This window comes from Bacillus sp. ok061, from assembly GCF_900108285.1.
GTDB classification, from domain to species: Bacteria; Bacillota; Bacilli; order Bacillales; family Bacillaceae_G; genus Bacillus_A; species Bacillus_A thuringiensis_S.
The window spans coordinates 26,001-41,607 of sequence record NZ_FNUW01000023.1 but is presented as its reverse complement, the minus strand read 5'-3'; the positions used below and the strand labels follow the sequence as shown (position 1 = coordinate 41,607).

The following is a 15,607-nucleotide window of genomic DNA, read 5'->3' as shown; positions in this document are numbered from 1 at the left end:
TTCGTTTTCATTTTGTTCATCATATTAATCGACTCCTTTTCGAATAATTGTTGCCCTGTTTCTGACTTAATTGTATGAAATATAGTAAGAAGTAACTATCGAATTAGCTTACAAGAAAATTACACTTTTGTAAGAATTGAAATTTAACAATTCATTCTTAATTTTATTACCAACTCCTAAAACTTAGTGTTATAATTATTGTAAGAATATGATTATACTTCGGATGTTTAGAAAGGGACGAAACAAATGTATAAACCAATTACATTTTTGTTGAAATATATATTTAAAACAGCTGGGAAAGTAGAAGTACAAGGAAGAGAAAAGCTACCAGAAGGTGGACCGTATGTTGTTGCATGTACACATACAAGTTTTATGGATGTATTAATGTTAGCTACAGGGATGTATCCAACTCAAATTCATTACATGGCCAAGAAAGAATTATTTGAAGGGAAATTCAAAAATTGGTTCTTTAAAAATGTAAATGCATTCCCTGTAGATCGTGCGAATCCAGGACCAAGTACACTTAAAATTCCATCACGTTTATTAAAAGAAGGAAAGGTAGTAGGGATTTTTCCGAGTGGAACAAGATCAGCGGAAGATGTTTCATTAAAAGCGGGTGCTGTGACAATTGCGATGCGTTCTAATGTTCCGTTAGTACCAGCAGCTTATGTTGGTCCATCAAGTGTAAAAGAATTAATAAAGGGAAAAAAGGCACAATTGATTTTTGGAGATCCAATTCAAATTGAGGCTGGAGAACAAATAGATCGAAAAACCGCTATGAAAATGATGACAGATCAATTAAATGAGAAGTTTGAGGAGTTAAAAGAAGCTTTGCAATCAAATCAAAAATAAGAAAAGACGACCGGGCATAGACGGTCGTCTTTTCTATTGCTATTTATAATAAAGGGGAAAGGGGACACAAAGTTATACAAGCGTAGCGGCGTAAATAAAAGCAGTAAGAAGAAGAGAGCCACTAGCTAGTCCTAAAAAATCTAATTTGTTAAAAGTGATGTTATTCATAATATATTCTCCTTACTTGTTTAATGTAGAAGCAGCAGCTTTTGCGTCGATAAGAGCGGAAAATACCATGCCCATTGTATTTAAGAAATTGTTCGTTTTCATTTTGTTCATCATATTAATCCGCTCCTTTTCGAATAGTTGTTACCCTGTTTCTGACTCAATTGTATGAAATGTTGCGGAAAGTAACTATCGAATTAGCTTACAGAAAAATTACACTTTTGTAAGAGAAACGAATGAAGGTGTAATGATAAGAAGATTTGACATATGTTCATGAGATTCATTAAGTTAAAGGTAGAGGTGAGTGTATGGCTAATATTAAAGATATTGCAAAGATGGCGGGAGTTTCAGTTACGACTGTTTCGAGAGTGTTGAATGATCACCCATATGTAAGTGAAGAAAAAAGGAAAGCGGTTATAGAGATAGTTGAGAAATTGAATTACTCGCAAAACGCAAATGCTGTTCATTTATCAAAAGGAAAGACGAATATTGTTGGTGTAATTCTACCTTACATTAATCACCCGAGCTTTGATGCAATGGTAGGGGGAATGATGGAGGGAGCGTTAACTCATAATTACAGGGTGCTACTTTGCCAAACGAATTATAATAAAAAAGAAGAAATGAAAAGTTTACATATGTTAAAAACAAAACAATTGGATGGTCTTATTATTTGTTCACGTGCAAATGATTGGGAAACGATAGAACCGTATGCTTCTTACGGCGCAATAATTGCTTGTGAAGACAATGATATTTCAAACATCTCAAGTGTATATACGAATCATTCAGCGGCCTTTCAATTAGGAATGGATTATTTGATTGAGAAAGGTTATAAAAAAATTGGTTATTGTACGGGAAGAAAATTAGGGCCGAGTAGTCAAAAGCGTTTTGATGTTTATAAACAGCAATTGCAATCTATAGACGAAGAGGTTAATGAAGAATGGATTTTTACAGAATGTTTTACACTAGAAGACGGTGTAAAAGTGGCTCATAAGTTAAAAGAGATGCAGGATCTTCCTGAAGCATTAATAGTAGCAGGCGATGAAGTTGCGATTGGGGTTATGACGGAAGTTGGGAAATTAGGTATTCGAGTTCCTGAAGATTTAGCAATTATTGGTTTGGATAATCAACCTATCTCGCAAGTGTTACAATTGACAACTATTGATCAAAATTTAAAGGAGATAGGGAAAACTGCTTTTGAAATGTTGCATAGAAAAGTGAATGATGAGAGTTCTGAACAAGAAAAGCTGGAAATTCCATACGAACTTGTGGAACGTTCTACAGTTTAATCTTAATCCGTTATGTGTATAATCGCATAACGGATTATTTTTTTGAAATATCTTTGACAGGAAACGCGTTTCATACTTTATAAAGGAGTTAAACCGGTCTGTAATAATCCATGGATTCTTTTCAAGAATAGTATTTGGAGGGATATGCATGAATGAACTTTTATTAAGTGTGAACAAGTATATAGAGGATGACGAAAAAATTTTAGCCTTTGTAGTAGGGATCTTTGAGAAGGATAATTTCATGTTATGTTATCAACATGGAATTTTTGTTGCCACTACTAGACGTCTCCTGTTTTACGGGAAATTTCCGTACTATCCTTCAACATTTAAAGAGTACTCATATTTGCATATAGATAGCATAGATTTTCATCCGTACTTTGAGTTTACTTATAATCATGAAACGGTTAGAGCTAAGCATATTCAGAAAGGGAATGTGGAGCGATTTGTCCATGTAGTTAGAGCAAATATGAATAATTAATCAACCCTCTGTTTAAACATAATATTTCAATTTTTAAGAGGGAAAATGCGGAATAAAAACCACTTCTAAACCTCTAGGAGATAGTGATACAATGTCAAATGGGGGGAGGGTATGAACTATGGTTAATCAACGTATAAAGGAAATAACACTAATTACAATTGGTTCATTATTATTCGCAATTGGTATTAATTACTTTGCAATTCCAAACCGTTTATCGGAAGGTGGAATTATTGGTTTAACGGTTGTTACGTACTACTTATTTGATTGGTCACCAGGGATTGTGAATTTTGCTATAAATGCAATTTTACTAGCTGTTGGTTATAAATTTTTTGATAAGAAAACAATGATTTATACAATTTTAGGGATTGTAGAAACATCTTTGTTTTTATACGTTACAGAACATATTGAGTATCATGTAAATAGTGATACATTATTAGCAGCTTTATTTGCTGGTTTATTTGTGGGTATTGGATTAGGCTGTATGTTCAAAGCCGGAGGTACATCGGGAGGATCAGCAATCTTAGCTCGGTTAGCAAATCAATATTTAGGTTGGAGTGTAGGTAAAGGCGTACTAATTATTGATATTGTTGTAATTGCTGGTTCTGTATTTATAATAGGGCAAGAAAAGGCAATGTATACACTTGTAGCTGTGTTCATCGGAGCGAAGGTGATTGATTTCATTGTAGAAGGAATGGATACAAAAACGGCTGTTACGATTATTTCAAATCAACCAGATTTAATTCGTGAGGCCATTACGAAAAATATGACACGCGGTGTTACTGTATTGGAAGGGCGCGGCGGATATACTGGTAAAAATAAAGAAGTTTTATATGTTGTTATTAATAAACAAGAGCTTGTTAAGTTAAAACAAGTTATTAGCCGGGTAGATGAAGATGCTTTCGTTGTTATACACGATGTACGTGATGTACTTGGCGGTGGCTTTAAAGCAAGCTAAAAGGTGAACGAGTAAATTCGTTCACCTTTTTTAATTCTTACAAAAATGTAAGTGTAATGTAATGAGATTCAATAGTAGATTTTATTCCCCCTTTTTAAAATGGATGTATATATATCCTGCAGAGGAGGAATGTTTATTATGAAGAAAAAAATGATCACTACTATAATAGCGATGATAGTGATAGTAGTAATGTTACTGCCTACGAAACTTGGACCGGTTATCGATAAATATAATCCATTTTATAAGACGAAAGAATACTATACGGTTGTGAATACAATTGGTCAGCATATCGGTGATGAGTGGTATGAATATGAATTCATTGCATTCGATGAACGTGGTAGAGAGCAGAAAATAAAGAAAACGGTTAAGCATATGTTAAAGAGAGATGAAGCATTAAAGGTTTTTGCAAAAGGGCGTTACGGTGAGTCCATTGAAGAGATTGAGGTTGCAAATATTCCTATAAATGCGAAGAGTAAACTTTTAACGGTGAGATAGAGAAATATACCCCCAGCTATTTTTTGTCGAAAATAAAAATACTGGGTAAGGGTATTTTTAAGGTTAGCAAAAAAGCCTTAGTCCATATAGACTAAGGATTTTTTCTTATATAAAGGGGAAGGGGGTACATTGTAGTAGCATGGGTGAAAGGTATAAGAAGAGTAGCTACTAGCAATGTAATTTGGTTATGTGATTGTTCTTCTTATTTGGCTTACTTTCTAATTTTATTGTACGAAATATAAGTAAGGGGAACTATCGAATTACATTACACATAACTTACAAACATGTAAGCCTTCTGTAATGTAATTCGATAGTTAAAAGATAGTAATTTTCATATAGTGTAACTAGAAAGTCTCAATGTATTACTTTCTGTTTGTAATGAAGAATGAAAAACCAACTAATTTTTAATAATCCTCATCTGAATCAAGATGGGGATCTTTTTTAAAACCTTACAACATTGTAAGGTTTACGTAAGTTAATTCGATAGTAAATTTGTCATATTTTTTGCATAATAGATACAAATAGAAAAATAATTAGGGATCTAGTAAGAAGGGAGAAAAATGGGATGAGTAAAGAAGAAGTAGTGAAGTTACCAATTAAAGATTTCTGTAGCTACTTTACTGTTGCCGTAGTGTGTATTGGATTATTTGATATCATAACAAACTTAATTGTTAAATAATATAGATGCTAAAACAAGAAAGGAAGTCCTTTCTTGTTTTTTTTATGGGGGCATAAAGATGAAATGGATTGATAGTCATATACATGTTGATCAATATAAGGATGAAGAGAAGAGCAGATTACTAAAAGAGGTGGAAAATAGTAATGAAATAAAGGGGCTTATTGCGGTATCTATGAATTATCAATCTTGTAAGGAAACGTTATCTTTAGCGAAGAAGTATCCCTTTATATATCCAGCGATAGGGTTTCATCCAGAGCAACAGATTCATAAAGAAGAGTGTGAACAGATTTATCAACTTATTGAACAGAACGCAGAGGAAATTGTTGCGATTGGTGAAGTAGGTTTGCCCTATTATTTGAGAAAAGAAGATGAAAGAATTGCTGCAGGTCTATACATAGCTGTATTGAAAAAATTTATAGAACTAGCTAGTAAGTATAATTTGCCGATTGTATTACATGCAGTTTATGAAGATGCTGACATTGTATGTGATTTGCTAGAGAAATATAAAGTTTCACGTGCACACTTCCATTGGTTTAAAGGAAGCGATGAAACAATGAAACGGATGATGAGAAATGGTTATTATATTTCGATTACACCGGATGTTTTACATAAGGAGAAGATTAGAAAAATCGTTTCGTATTATCCGCTTGAATATATGATGGTAGAAACAGATGGACCGTGGGAATTTCAAGAGGGTGTTGTAACGCATCCAAGAATGATTCGAGAGGTATTAAAGGAAATTAGTTCTATAAAAAACATATCCATTGATAAGGTTGCAGAAACAATATATGAAAATACAAGTCGATTTTATTTGAAAGGATAGGAGAATTATAGTTTTAATCATGTAACGGAAAAAGTAAAAATTGAATGTATTTAATAAAATGCCACGGTTTGATATAGGACAAAAAACCACCAAGCGTTCCGCTCGATGGTTTTGTATTAGGATTCTAATTTTTTCGCGCGTTTTAATAATAAAAGAAAGACAATAATAACGAATCCTAGTATAAGGAAGAAGCCATATTGCTTTATATAATCAATTATGTCATTTGCACTTGTTGGTTTTTTAACGTGAATGCCGTCTTTATTCGTAGTAATATGAATACCTTTCATTTTTACTTCATTCTTTTCCTTTTGTAAATCAATCCATTCTATATTTGGAATACTCTCTAGATCCTTTAACACTTCTTTTAATGGTTTCACACCTAAGTAAGGATGATAGAATGCTCCAATAATCCCATCGGATAATTTAGCAACAGATAAAGCATTTGCTTTCATTTTAGCAATAGCTTGTGGCTTATCTTCTTCAATAAAACCGACTGTTTCAGGCGTTAATTTCATTCCATGTAGAAATGATGGTGTACTTCTATATGCTGGAGAGTGCATGGATTTCCAAGTTGTATCACTTAACTGTAGTTGTCCTACATAAGTTGAAAAGTATCTTGATAATATTTCATACCCTTTTTGAGACATTGTGTAATGAGGTGCTTCAAAGGCGACAGGATATAGTTTAGCATCTACAAGTTCTTGAATCCCCTTTTCGATGTGATCTGTCGTATATTTTTCCTCAAACTCTTCCCCTTTTTTTACATATTGGTTATATGACTCTATATTTGGAAATTCATCTTTTGACTTCGGTTTTTCATGTTTCGGTTGGCGAATTGGTTGATCCGTCTTTACGTCCCAAAATTCAAAACCTTCCCCAGTTTCACTATCATAAAATTGGTGAGTGTAACCATGCATAATAATCGCTGCGCCATCATCTTGCATAGAGCGTAAAAGATCGACTAGTTTGGGTTTATCTTTTAAATGTAGTGTTTTACCTGTATCTGGATCTGTATATACAGGAATAACAGTGATCATGTAAGGAATCTTCTTCTCTTTTAGTAATTCAGCAATTTCTTTCAATTGATTTATATCTGCTGCTGGGTGAACATCCTCAAGACGTAAATAAGCTAATTTTTTATTGGTTTCGGGTTTTTGCCGAAAATAAGAAAATAGGCTTTCGCCAATATAATAAGATATCCAATCAAAGAGGTTAGAAGTTGCTACATAATAAGAATTATTTTGCTGTACAATTAATGGATAAGTATTATTTCCTCTTAAAGCATGTGCGAGAATTGTGCCGTTTGTATCAAGTTGTTTAATTGATCTTTCTTCTTCTAATATATTCTTTAGTTTACGTGTTGGATATTCAATTGTATCAGAGTTTATATCTTCATTTTTAAGTGTGATAAATGAAAAACGAGTAGATAACTGTTCTATATTTTGACCTAAAACTAGTAATGGTCCTGGGAAGCCTTCTAGAAATTCCTTTGCTTCAGTAGAAAGTTCTTCTTGTTTTTCACCCATGTAAATAACATGTGTATACGAAGATTTATCAGTTATTTCAGCTAACTGTTTTATGTTTTTAATTGTTATATTATTAGTGAAATGCCCTACTTGTGTATTAAGTATTTGGATATCGCTTGTAATTTGATCATCGTTTGAACTGTATAAAATAAGGGTTTTTGGTTGTTCAGTTTTTTGTGCAGAAATAGGGACAGGAATTAATAGTAGTAAACTAAATAAGAGTAACAGCCATTTTTTCATATTATTATTCTCCTAGTTTATATTTAGAATTCAATTTACAATTATATACAATGAATGCGTTATAGTCTATGAAAGTTACATTTTTGTACGTATTTACCAGCTTTTTTTTCACAAAATCGGTCTAAAGCATGATGATAATATGTATAGTTATTTGCTATGATAAAAGAGTAGTAGAATGTAGGTAATTGTAAAGGGAAGGCTGAAAGGGGACAAATTTCAGCGGAGAAAGAGGTAGAGGTAGTGAAGAAATTCTTTGTAGGATTTTTAGTTGTTCTTGGGGTATATTTATATTTCCAAGGAAAGTCTGAAGGAATGGATAAGCTAGTGAATGGAACAAGCTATGTTGATTCAGAAGAAGCAAAACAGATGAAACAAATCATTATAGAGGAAGCTAAGAAAGTAAATCTTCCGGAATGGATACCTCTTGCAATTGCTGAGCATGAAAGTCGATTAAATCCAAGAAGTGTTGGAGATAATGGAACTTCATTCGGATTGTTTCAACTACACCGCGGCGGCGGGCTTGCACCAGAACATTTAACTGATGATGAGCTGAAAGATCCACGTACAAATGCACAAATTGCAATGCCGCATTTGATGAAAGGATATAAGCGCGGGGTGCAAAAAGGTTTAACTGATTTTGCATTACTGAAATATATAGCGAATACATCTGGGTGGCCAGGGAATTTAGGGCCAGAGTGGACGGATAATAACATGAAGTATAACATCGGATTAGAAGATGTGTACTATCGAAATAAAGGTGTAATTAAAGAGTAGGTTTTGATACCTACTCTGTTTTTTTATGAATAATTTCAGCCTTTTCTTTCGTAAAATACTGCGTGAGTTGTATTTTCACCTCTTCTAGTTTTGTAGAAACTTGAGGTATTTTATATCCTACATACAGCGGTGAAACGACAAACCTAGGAACAACTTTACAAATAATTTTTCTATTTAAGTAATAGAAGAATAAGTTATAACTACTGCATCCTTTATGAAAATCTGTCAGTATGTAACGTACAGTTTGCTGAATGTAATTTGCCATATCATCTATATATGAAATATTATCAATGATTATATTGAATTCAGTGAAGCCGATAATGGGACGCTCTGAAATATTAAGCTCAATGCGTTCGTTTTTTTGAACAATTACCCCTTGGAAATTTTCTTCTTCAATATTTTCAAGATAATCTACATATTTCATTCCGATAATTTGCATGTGTGCATGATGCAAACTTCCACCTGAAAATGGACCGTGATTTTTGTATAAAATCACAGATGCGAACTCTTCTTTCTTCTGTAAGTGTAACCAATGTTGAATAGAAAATTGCATTAATTTCCGCATATGTTCTTCTGTATATGTTGCGATATGATCTTCGCAATTACCGGTTTCGATTAACACTGTTTGAAATGTATCTTGTAATGTAGGAAATTTATTTTTTAACCAAATAATAGAACCATCAGTTGCTAAAATATCCGTTAAATGTTCTTTATCGCAAAATGGACATGCAACGCTTCTATTCCGAATACTTTCTGGTTTTTGTTTACCGATATCGTTTAAAAAATATAGTTGTTGTGTATCCATTTGTATATATGCCCCTTTAAAATATGTGTAAAAATCCCGCTTAATACATTCGGGAAAAGGAGGAGGAAATCCTCTAAAGGCAATATGGAAAAAATAAAAGACAAGATATCCTCATTACGATAGGGTACCTTGTCTTTTATTTTTTCTCTAATAGTGTGTATGGATAATATAGAACATTTTCAGTATTTTTCTTTTTTCTATTTTTTATTGTGTATAAAGTAATTGCTGTGCTTGCAATTATAATAATGGCTTTCTTCATATTCATATACCCCTTTTTATTGTTGGTTTAATTCTTGGCTAACTGCTTTTGCATCGACTAAAGCGTGTAAAATCATTTTCACCATGTTCATCATATTTCTTCACTCCTTTTTATAGTTCATTTAGTTCTTTTACAACTGCTTGTCCGTTCACTAATACCTCAAAGATTGCTTTTACGATTTCTTTCATCATGTTTGTTTCCTCCTTTTGTTTGTCTCTCTTGTTTACATCTTTATTGTATAGGGAGGCATCTTTTCGTACTATCGCTTTCCATTACGTGAACATAACAGTTTTGTAAGATTTGATGTCACTTATTGAAATGTTTAGTCTATCTTCATTATTTTCAGAAAAATGACTATTCAAACATGAAATTGGAAAGTATAATAAAGAAGTAAGTATTAAATTCCGTACGAAAGGGGTGAATGAGATGAAACGTTCTTTAGCTGCACGTGCCAAATTTTTAGATTTTATCTATTTTTGTCGTGCGATTTTTCATGATGTAGTTGTTAACGGGATACGTATGCCCTTTTTTAACAATTGCATAGTGACTATTGAACGATAGAAATCTCTTCACCCATTTTTAATAAACGTGTGAAAAGGGAGCTGTTTGGCTTCCTTTTTCTATGCCGAAAACCATGGGGAATGTTTCTTTCTCATGGTTTTTTATATTGAAAGGAGTACGGAAAATGACTATTTGTAGTGTAAATAATGTAACGAAATCTTTTGGTGGAAACACCATATTTGAAAATATATCGCTTGAAATAAAGAATGGTGAACGTGTTGGATTAGTTGGTCGTAACGGTAGTGGGAAGACAACAATCTTTGGGCTTCTGACGGGAAGGGAGAGTTTGGATGCAGGAGCCATTCATATGAAGAAAGGTACACGTATTGGTCATGTCGCACAAATTCCGAAGTTTGATGAGGCTATGACTGTATATGATGTATTGAGTTCTGCTTTTAAAGTAGAAAAGGAATTAGAAAAAGAAATGCATGCTTTAGAAAAAAATATGGCGGTGGAACAGGAACAATCTGCTTTGGAAAAGTTAATGGAGAGGTATGGAGTCATTCAAGAAAAATTTGCGTTTCTCGGTGGTTATGAAATCGAGGCAAATATAATGAAGGTAGCAAATGGCTTACAAGTGACAGACTTATTTTCAAGAGTGTTTACGGAATTAAGTGGAGGAGAACAGACGAAAGTAAGCCTTGCATATATGCTATTGCAGAAACCAGATTTACTTCTATTAGATGAACCAACAAATCATTTAGATTTATTTGCAGTTGAATGGTTAGAGCAATTTTTAAAAGAATACACTGGAACAGTTATGGTTATTTCACATGATCGTTATTTCCTTGATGAAGTTGTAACGAAAATTTTTGATTTGGAAGATGGAGAGATTCACGTGTACCATACGAATTATTCTCAGTTCGTTGAGGAGAAGGAAGAAAAATTACTTCAAGAGTTTCAAGCTTATCAGGAGCAACAAAAGAAAATAAAGAAAATGAAAGAAGCAATTAAGCGTCTACGTGAATGGGCAAATCAAGCGAACCCTCCGAATGAAGGATTGCATAAAAGAGCGAGAAATATGGAACGTGCGTTAGAACGTATAGAGAAATTAAAGAGGCCAATTTTAGAACGAAAACAGATGGGTCTTCAGTTTGAAGGGCAAGAGAGAAGCGGGAAAGATGTTGTTGTAATGAAAGAAGTGAGTAAAGGTTTTGCTGGCCGACCTTTATTTGAACAAGCGAATTTACATGTTCATTTTCAAGAGCGTGCGGCTATCGTTGGTCGTAATGGTACAGGAAAGACTACATTATTAAAACTACTATTAGAAGAAATAAATCCAGACGTTGGTGAAATTCGAATTGGTAGTAGTGTCAAAATTGGTTATTTATCACAGCATACGTATGGAAATGTGAAGAGTAATGTATTGGAAGCATTTAGAGAGTATGTAGCTGTAACCGAAGGAGAAGCAAGACATATATTGGCTAAGTTTTTATTTTATGGTCCAGCAGTATTTAAGAAAGTAACGCAACTGAGCGGTGGAGAAAAAATGAGGTTAAGACTTGCGCAACTTATGTATCAAGACATCAATTTTCTAATTTTAGATGAGCCGACAAACCACCTTGATATTGAATCAAGGGAAGTTTTAGAGGAAGCCCTTGAGCAATATAATGGAACAATCCTAGCTGTTTCACATGATCGTTATTTTTTAAATAAGTTATTTGAAAAGACGTACTGGATTGATGAATGTAAATTATTTGAGTTTGCAGGAAACTATGCATGGGCTCGTCAAAAATGGGAAGAAAAGCTTGAGAAGCAAGTAATAAAGCAGAAACGCCAAGGGAGAAAGAGTGTTGAAATGGTTCCAGTAAAAGAGAAAAAAGCTAGGAATCTTGAAGAGATTGAAAATGAGTTAATGCATGTAGAAGAAGATATATATGCAATAGAATGTGAAATGGAACATGTAGCTGATGTTGAAAGACTTGAAAAATTATATGAGGAAAAAACGATGAAAGAGTTGTTACGAGCGAAGTTATATAGTGAGTTAGAGAATATTATGGAGTAAAGAGTAGAAAGCCACTTCCTTTCAGTTTTGCTGGAGGAAGTGGCTTTTTCATAATGATATTTTGCTTTAAAGATTAAATGAAGCGATGTGTTTCACGTGAAACAGTAACTTAGATAAATCCGTGTTCCTCAATTTGCATAGCTTGTGAAGCGTATGAAATGATAAGGTGAAAAATAAATGTCATTAGTGGCTTTTCAATAGGAGTAATCACAAAAACAAAGGCTAATTATTTCCCGAGAGATAAAGTGAAACTTTAATCAGTGGGGGTTTTACTGCCCGGCAAATAGCGGGATAAATATGTGTAACAGAGACTAGTGATTGAAAACGAAAAGAGAGCAAAGTTACAGCTTTACGCGCTGAACTCTGCTCTCTTTCTGCGTGGCATCTTCTCTTGTTGAAATTATAATAGCGATCCCGAGCATGATAAAAAAAGCTAAAAAGAGGACGAACTTTGGGAAGAACGGGAATAGTAATAGCGCCCCGACTATCATAATTGTTAATAATACGTAGTGCAGGACGTATTGGAATAGGTTGTCCATATTTTCGCCCCCTTTTTGGTAATTGGTTATTAGTATTCTATGTTTCATGCTGAAGAAATAGAAGTAGATTTTTAAGTTTTTAATACGAATTATAGCTGAGTTTTCTTAAAGTATAAATGTAGAGATAAAATTTTGGAAAAATTCTAAAAATATTTATTTAGAAAGAATTGACAAAACATAATGAACGATATAAGCTAATAATCATAAAGTCTACCGGAAAGGTCGGAATAAGATTGTTACCCCTCAAAAACATCTATTTTTTTACGATTAAAACCGACTTTTCCGATTGGCTATAAATGTTGCTGTGGGAGGCATACATAAGGTAATTCGTTCAGAGGGTATAATCATAAAAAGTTAGGGTGGGGACAATGAAGAAAAAGACAAAAAAATGGGCTGGTGTATTTTCGGTATTAATGAGTAGTTCGCTTGTGTTGTCTGCTTGTGGGGGACAGGAGGACGCGGCTTCTACAGAACCGGTTAAACAGCAGGATTTAAAAAATGTAAAAGTTGAAAAGATTGCTGCTACAGATAAGACAAAGGTGCCTGATAAGGCAAAAAATAGAAAAGATACTTTTATTTCAGGTATCTCCAAGCCTGGGGGAGTTTTCTTACCTTACTTTCAAGAGAATGGTTGGGATGGTAATGTGACATCGGTTATATTTGCTTCTCTTGTTACAACAGATAAACAAGGAAAACCGATACCGGATCTTGCTGAGAAGTGGGATGTTTCTTCAGACCAATTAACATATACATTTCATTTACGTAAAGACTTGAAATTTAGTGATGGATCGCCATTAACTGCCGACGATGTAGCATTTACATTAACACTTCTACATGATAAAGCATATGAAGGCGGCGATGATATTTCACAATATGTAATTAAAGGTGGAAAAGAATATAAAGAGGGAAAAGCGACGTCTATTGAAGGAATTCAAGTTGTTGATCCACAAACAATTAAAATTACGACTGAAAAAGTTAACTCACAAGCGCTAATTGCTTTAGGTGGTCCAGTATTATCGAAAGCTTATTATGGAAAAGAGTATAAACAAAATACTAGTTTAGATTATTTAAAAGAGTTATATGGAAAACCGATAGCTGCGGGGCCATATAAGTTCGAAAAGTATATACCAGGACAGGAAGTTCGTTTTATAGCAAATGAAAATTATTATGCAGGTAAACCAAAAATTCAAAACTTTATTTATAAAATTACTTCACCGGATACCAAGTTCCAATTATTCCAAACAGGTGAGATAGATTATACAGGAGTAGGTTATGGGGATGAAATTTTAGAACAAGTGAAGAGTTTGCAGTTTGCAAATGTTGAAATAGAGACGGCTTCTTCATTTAGTTATATAAGAATGAATAGTAAAAAACCGTATTTAAAAGATAAGAAAGTTCGTCAAGCTCTTATTTATGGTTTGGATCGTAAAAAGTATGTAGATACAGCTTTTAAAGGATACGGTACAGTAGCTAATGTTCCAATTCATCCAACATCTTGGGCTTATACAGAAGAGGGGATTAATAAGTACGAATATAACTTAGATAAGGCGAAGAAATTATTAGATGAAGCTGGATGGAAAGCTGGTTCAGACGGAATTCGTGAAAAAGATGGTCAAAAGCTTAAATTAACGTATTATGGTGCAAGCTCGGCAAAAGACGGTGATTTATTTATTCCGATTGCAAAAGAGAACTATAAAGAATTAGGCGTTGAATTCAACCCTGAATTTATGGACTTTAATACGATGCTGTCAAAAGTAAAAAAAGGAGATTATGATTTAGCTTCTGTTGCAACACCAATTACAACAGATCCAAGTGAAACTGTAGGTGGCTACTCCTCGGATGGTGATGATAATACCCTAGGATATAAAAATGAAAAAGTAGATGCATTAATTAAAAAGGGACTTGAAACTGTAGATATTGAAAAACGTAAACCGATTTATAAAGAACTATACAAAGAATTAAGTGATGATCCGCCAGTAATTTTATTGAATTATCGTAGAGTCATCACAGCTTACAATGGAAACATTAAAGGAATTGATCCTGAGAAGTATGACAGTATTAGTTCGAACTCGCCAGTATTATCTATTGAAAAATAACGAGAAGAATGTATAAGTAGAAGACATTTTTTCATTCAGCTAGTAATATGCTGATTCGAAAAAATGTTCTTCTATTTTAAGCATAAGATTGGAGAGGAAAAGGGTGAAGACGTATATCGTTCGTAGGTTGTTACAAATGATTCCTACACTATTTGGAACATCAATTGTTATTTTCTTCCTGTTTGCACTTCTTCCGGGGGATTATATTGATTCAAATCCTAAGATTACACCACAAAGAGCAGCAGAGCTTAGGGAATTGTATGGATTAAATAAGCCAATTATTGAGCGTTATTTTCATTGGTTAGGTAATGCCTTGCAAGGAGATTTTGGTTTCTCGCTTCAATATCAAGAACCTGTAACATCATTATTAAATAAATTTATTTGGAATTCTTTTAGTGTAGCAGTTATTGCGTTATTTTTTATTTGGCTAATTGCACTTATTATCGGTGTATTCTCGGCGACGAAGCAACATTCTTTATTCGATAAGCTTGTAACAATTGGTATCTTTGCGGCAATGTCATTTCCTTCATTTTTTATTGGTTTGTTTCTAATTAAGGTGTTCGCAGTGGATCTTAAATTATTGCCGATAGGTGGAATGATTGATGTTGGCAGTAATTCAACAGGATTTGCTTACGTGATAGAAGTTGCAAAACATATGATTTTACCAGTATTTATTTTGACACTTCTTGGGGTCGGCTCGCTAACTCGTTATTTTAGAACAAGTATGTTAGAGGTTGTAAGACAAGATTACATACGAACAGCAAGAGCGAAAGGTTTGAAGGAGAAGACGGTTATTTATAAGCATGCATTAAAAAATGCAATATTGCCGGCAATTACGTTATTAGCATTTGAATTACCAGGTTTGTTTTCAGGAGCGATTATTATTGAACAAATTTTTAACTGGCCAGGGATTGGTAGTATTCAATTAGAGGCATTAAATTTCCGCGATTATACAGTGTTAATGGCATTTACGATGTTTCTTTCTTGTTTAACAATTGTTTCGAATTTTTTCGCAGACATTGTATATGCAGTTGTTGATCCACGTATTCGGTTGAAGTAAGGGGGGAAT

The 15,607-nt window shown here is 33.6% G+C and carries 16 protein-coding genes; 11 read left to right on the top strand and 5 right to left on the bottom strand.

The window, feature by feature from the left end:
• Positions 1-246 precede the first annotated feature (246 nt).
• Positions 247-852: a lysophospholipid acyltransferase family protein gene (locus C4S65_RS24475; RefSeq protein WP_000277778.1), complete on the top strand. Its 606-nt coding sequence runs from the start codon at positions 247-249 to the stop codon at positions 850-852.
• A 72-nt stretch (positions 853-924) separates the two neighbouring features.
• On the opposite strand, the gene C4S65_RS24470 is transcribed toward C4S65_RS24475, so the two are convergent.
• Positions 925-1,020 carry a DUF3948 family protein gene (locus tag C4S65_RS24470; protein ID WP_001060007.1) on the bottom strand — a complete coding sequence of 32 codons (96 nt, stop codon included), beginning with the start codon at positions 1,018-1,020 and terminating at the stop codon, positions 925-927.
• Between the two features lie 305 nt (positions 1,021-1,325).
• Between C4S65_RS24470 and C4S65_RS24460 the strand changes: the two genes are divergently transcribed.
• The 5 genes from C4S65_RS24460 (at position 1,326) to C4S65_RS24435 (ending at position 5,733) form a co-directional block, all read left to right on the top strand.
• The gene (locus tag C4S65_RS24460) at positions 1,326-2,303 is read left to right on the top strand and encodes a LacI family DNA-binding transcriptional regulator (RefSeq protein ID WP_061666735.1); all 978 of its coding nucleotides are present in this window, start codon (positions 1,326-1,328) and stop codon (positions 2,301-2,303) included.
• Positions 2,304-2,451: 148 nt separating this feature from the next.
• On the top strand, positions 2,452-2,781 hold the full coding sequence (locus C4S65_RS24455; protein ID WP_001004229.1) for a PH domain-containing protein: 330 nt from the start codon (positions 2,452-2,454) through the stop codon (positions 2,779-2,781).
• A gap of 118 nt (positions 2,782-2,899) precedes the next feature.
• Positions 2,900-3,736, top strand: a complete 837-nt coding sequence (locus C4S65_RS24450; RefSeq protein ID WP_000248046.1) for a YitT family protein — start codon at positions 2,900-2,902, stop codon at positions 3,734-3,736.
• Between the two features lie 138 nt (positions 3,737-3,874).
• On the top strand, positions 3,875-4,231 hold the full coding sequence (locus tag C4S65_RS24445) for a YxeA family protein (protein ID WP_000728423.1): 357 nt from the start codon (positions 3,875-3,877) through the stop codon (positions 4,229-4,231).
• A 737-nt stretch (positions 4,232-4,968) separates the two neighbouring features.
• Positions 4,969-5,733: a TatD family hydrolase gene (locus tag C4S65_RS24435; RefSeq protein WP_061666733.1), complete on the top strand. Its 765-nt coding sequence runs from the start codon at positions 4,969-4,971 to the stop codon at positions 5,731-5,733.
• Between the two features lie 116 nt (positions 5,734-5,849).
• On the opposite strand, the gene C4S65_RS24430 is transcribed toward C4S65_RS24435, so the two are convergent.
• Positions 5,850-7,499, bottom strand: a complete 1,650-nt coding sequence (locus C4S65_RS24430) for a polysaccharide deacetylase family protein (RefSeq protein WP_061666732.1) — start codon at positions 7,497-7,499, stop codon at positions 5,850-5,852.
• Positions 7,500-7,739: 240 nt separating this feature from the next.
• On the opposite strand from C4S65_RS24430, the gene C4S65_RS24425 reads away from it, so the two are divergent.
• Complete coding sequence (locus C4S65_RS24425) at positions 7,740-8,273, top strand: transglycosylase SLT domain-containing protein (protein WP_000713249.1); 534 nt, start codon at positions 7,740-7,742, stop codon at positions 8,271-8,273.
• A 10-nt stretch (positions 8,274-8,283) separates the two neighbouring features.
• Here the strand turns inward: C4S65_RS24425 and C4S65_RS24420 are convergent, their stop codons facing one another.
• Positions 8,284-9,078 carry a DUF4931 domain-containing protein gene (locus C4S65_RS24420; RefSeq protein ID WP_086406729.1) on the bottom strand — a complete coding sequence of 265 codons (795 nt, stop codon included), beginning with the start codon at positions 9,076-9,078 and terminating at the stop codon, positions 8,284-8,286.
• A 136-nt stretch (positions 9,079-9,214) separates the two neighbouring features.
• Positions 9,215-9,343: a hypothetical protein gene (locus C4S65_RS34060; RefSeq protein WP_002083998.1), complete on the bottom strand. Its 129-nt coding sequence runs from the start codon at positions 9,341-9,343 to the stop codon at positions 9,215-9,217.
• Positions 9,344-9,763: 420 nt separating this feature from the next.
• On the opposite strand from C4S65_RS34060, the gene C4S65_RS35360 reads away from it, so the two are divergent.
• Both C4S65_RS35360 and abc-f read left to right on the top strand, forming a co-directional pair.
• Positions 9,764-9,898: an RAxF-45 family protein gene (locus C4S65_RS35360; protein WP_000830643.1), complete on the top strand. Its 135-nt coding sequence runs from the start codon at positions 9,764-9,766 to the stop codon at positions 9,896-9,898.
• 73 nt (positions 9,899-9,971) lie between these two features.
• Positions 9,972-11,903 carry a ribosomal protection-like ABC-F family protein gene (abc-f, locus tag C4S65_RS24405; protein WP_142391580.1) on the top strand — a complete coding sequence of 644 codons (1,932 nt, stop codon included), beginning with the start codon at positions 9,972-9,974 and terminating at the stop codon, positions 11,901-11,903.
• Positions 11,904-12,244: 341 nt separating this feature from the next.
• Here abc-f and C4S65_RS24395 read toward each other — a convergent pair whose 3' ends face one another.
• Positions 12,245-12,442, bottom strand: coding sequence for a hypothetical protein (locus tag C4S65_RS24395; RefSeq protein ID WP_000369254.1), 198 nt, complete (start codon positions 12,440-12,442; stop codon positions 12,245-12,247).
• Between the two features lie 368 nt (positions 12,443-12,810).
• Between C4S65_RS24395 and C4S65_RS24390 the strand changes: the two genes are divergently transcribed.
• On the top strand, positions 12,811-14,538 hold the full coding sequence (locus C4S65_RS24390) for an ABC transporter substrate-binding protein (protein ID WP_061666729.1): 1,728 nt from the start codon (positions 12,811-12,813) through the stop codon (positions 14,536-14,538).
• Positions 14,539-14,641: 103 nt separating this feature from the next.
• Positions 14,642-15,598: an ABC transporter permease gene (locus C4S65_RS24385; RefSeq protein WP_000860745.1), complete on the top strand. Its 957-nt coding sequence runs from the start codon at positions 14,642-14,644 to the stop codon at positions 15,596-15,598.
• Positions 15,599-15,607 lie beyond the last annotated feature (9 nt).

Bases quoted from the DNA above. Each gene is read 5' to 3' on its own strand.
- C4S65_RS24475 (WP_000277778.1), top strand. From the start codon at position 247: ATGTATAAACCAATTACATTTTTGTTGAAATATATATTTAAAACAGCT.
- C4S65_RS24470 (WP_001060007.1), bottom strand. From the start codon at position 1,020: ATGAATAACATCACTTTTAACAAATTAGATTTTTTAGGACTAGCTAGT.
- C4S65_RS24460 (WP_061666735.1), top strand. From the start codon at position 1,326: ATGGCTAATATTAAAGATATTGCAAAGATGGCGGGAGTTTCAGTTACG.
- C4S65_RS24455 (WP_001004229.1), top strand. From the start codon at position 2,452: ATGAATGAACTTTTATTAAGTGTGAACAAGTATATAGAGGATGACGAA.
- C4S65_RS24450 (WP_000248046.1), top strand. From the start codon at position 2,900: ATGGTTAATCAACGTATAAAGGAAATAACACTAATTACAATTGGTTCA.
- C4S65_RS24445 (WP_000728423.1), top strand. From the start codon at position 3,875: ATGAAGAAAAAAATGATCACTACTATAATAGCGATGATAGTGATAGTA.
- C4S65_RS24435 (WP_061666733.1), top strand. From the start codon at position 4,969: ATGAAATGGATTGATAGTCATATACATGTTGATCAATATAAGGATGAA.
- C4S65_RS24430 (WP_061666732.1), bottom strand. From the start codon at position 7,499: ATGAAAAAATGGCTGTTACTCTTATTTAGTTTACTACTATTAATTCCT.
- C4S65_RS24420 (WP_086406729.1), bottom strand. From the start codon at position 9,078: ATGGATACACAACAACTATATTTTTTAAACGATATCGGTAAACAAAAA.
- C4S65_RS34060 (WP_002083998.1), bottom strand. From the start codon at position 9,343: ATGAATATGAAGAAAGCCATTATTATAATTGCAAGCACAGCAATTACT.
- C4S65_RS35360 (WP_000830643.1), top strand. From the start codon at position 9,764: ATGAAACGTTCTTTAGCTGCACGTGCCAAATTTTTAGATTTTATCTAT.
- abc-f (WP_142391580.1), top strand. From the start codon at position 9,972: ATGGGGAATGTTTCTTTCTCATGGTTTTTTATATTGAAAGGAGTACGG.
- C4S65_RS24395 (WP_000369254.1), bottom strand. From the start codon at position 12,442: ATGGACAACCTATTCCAATACGTCCTGCACTACGTATTATTAACAATT.
- C4S65_RS24390 (WP_061666729.1), top strand. From the start codon at position 12,811: ATGAAGAAAAAGACAAAAAAATGGGCTGGTGTATTTTCGGTATTAATG.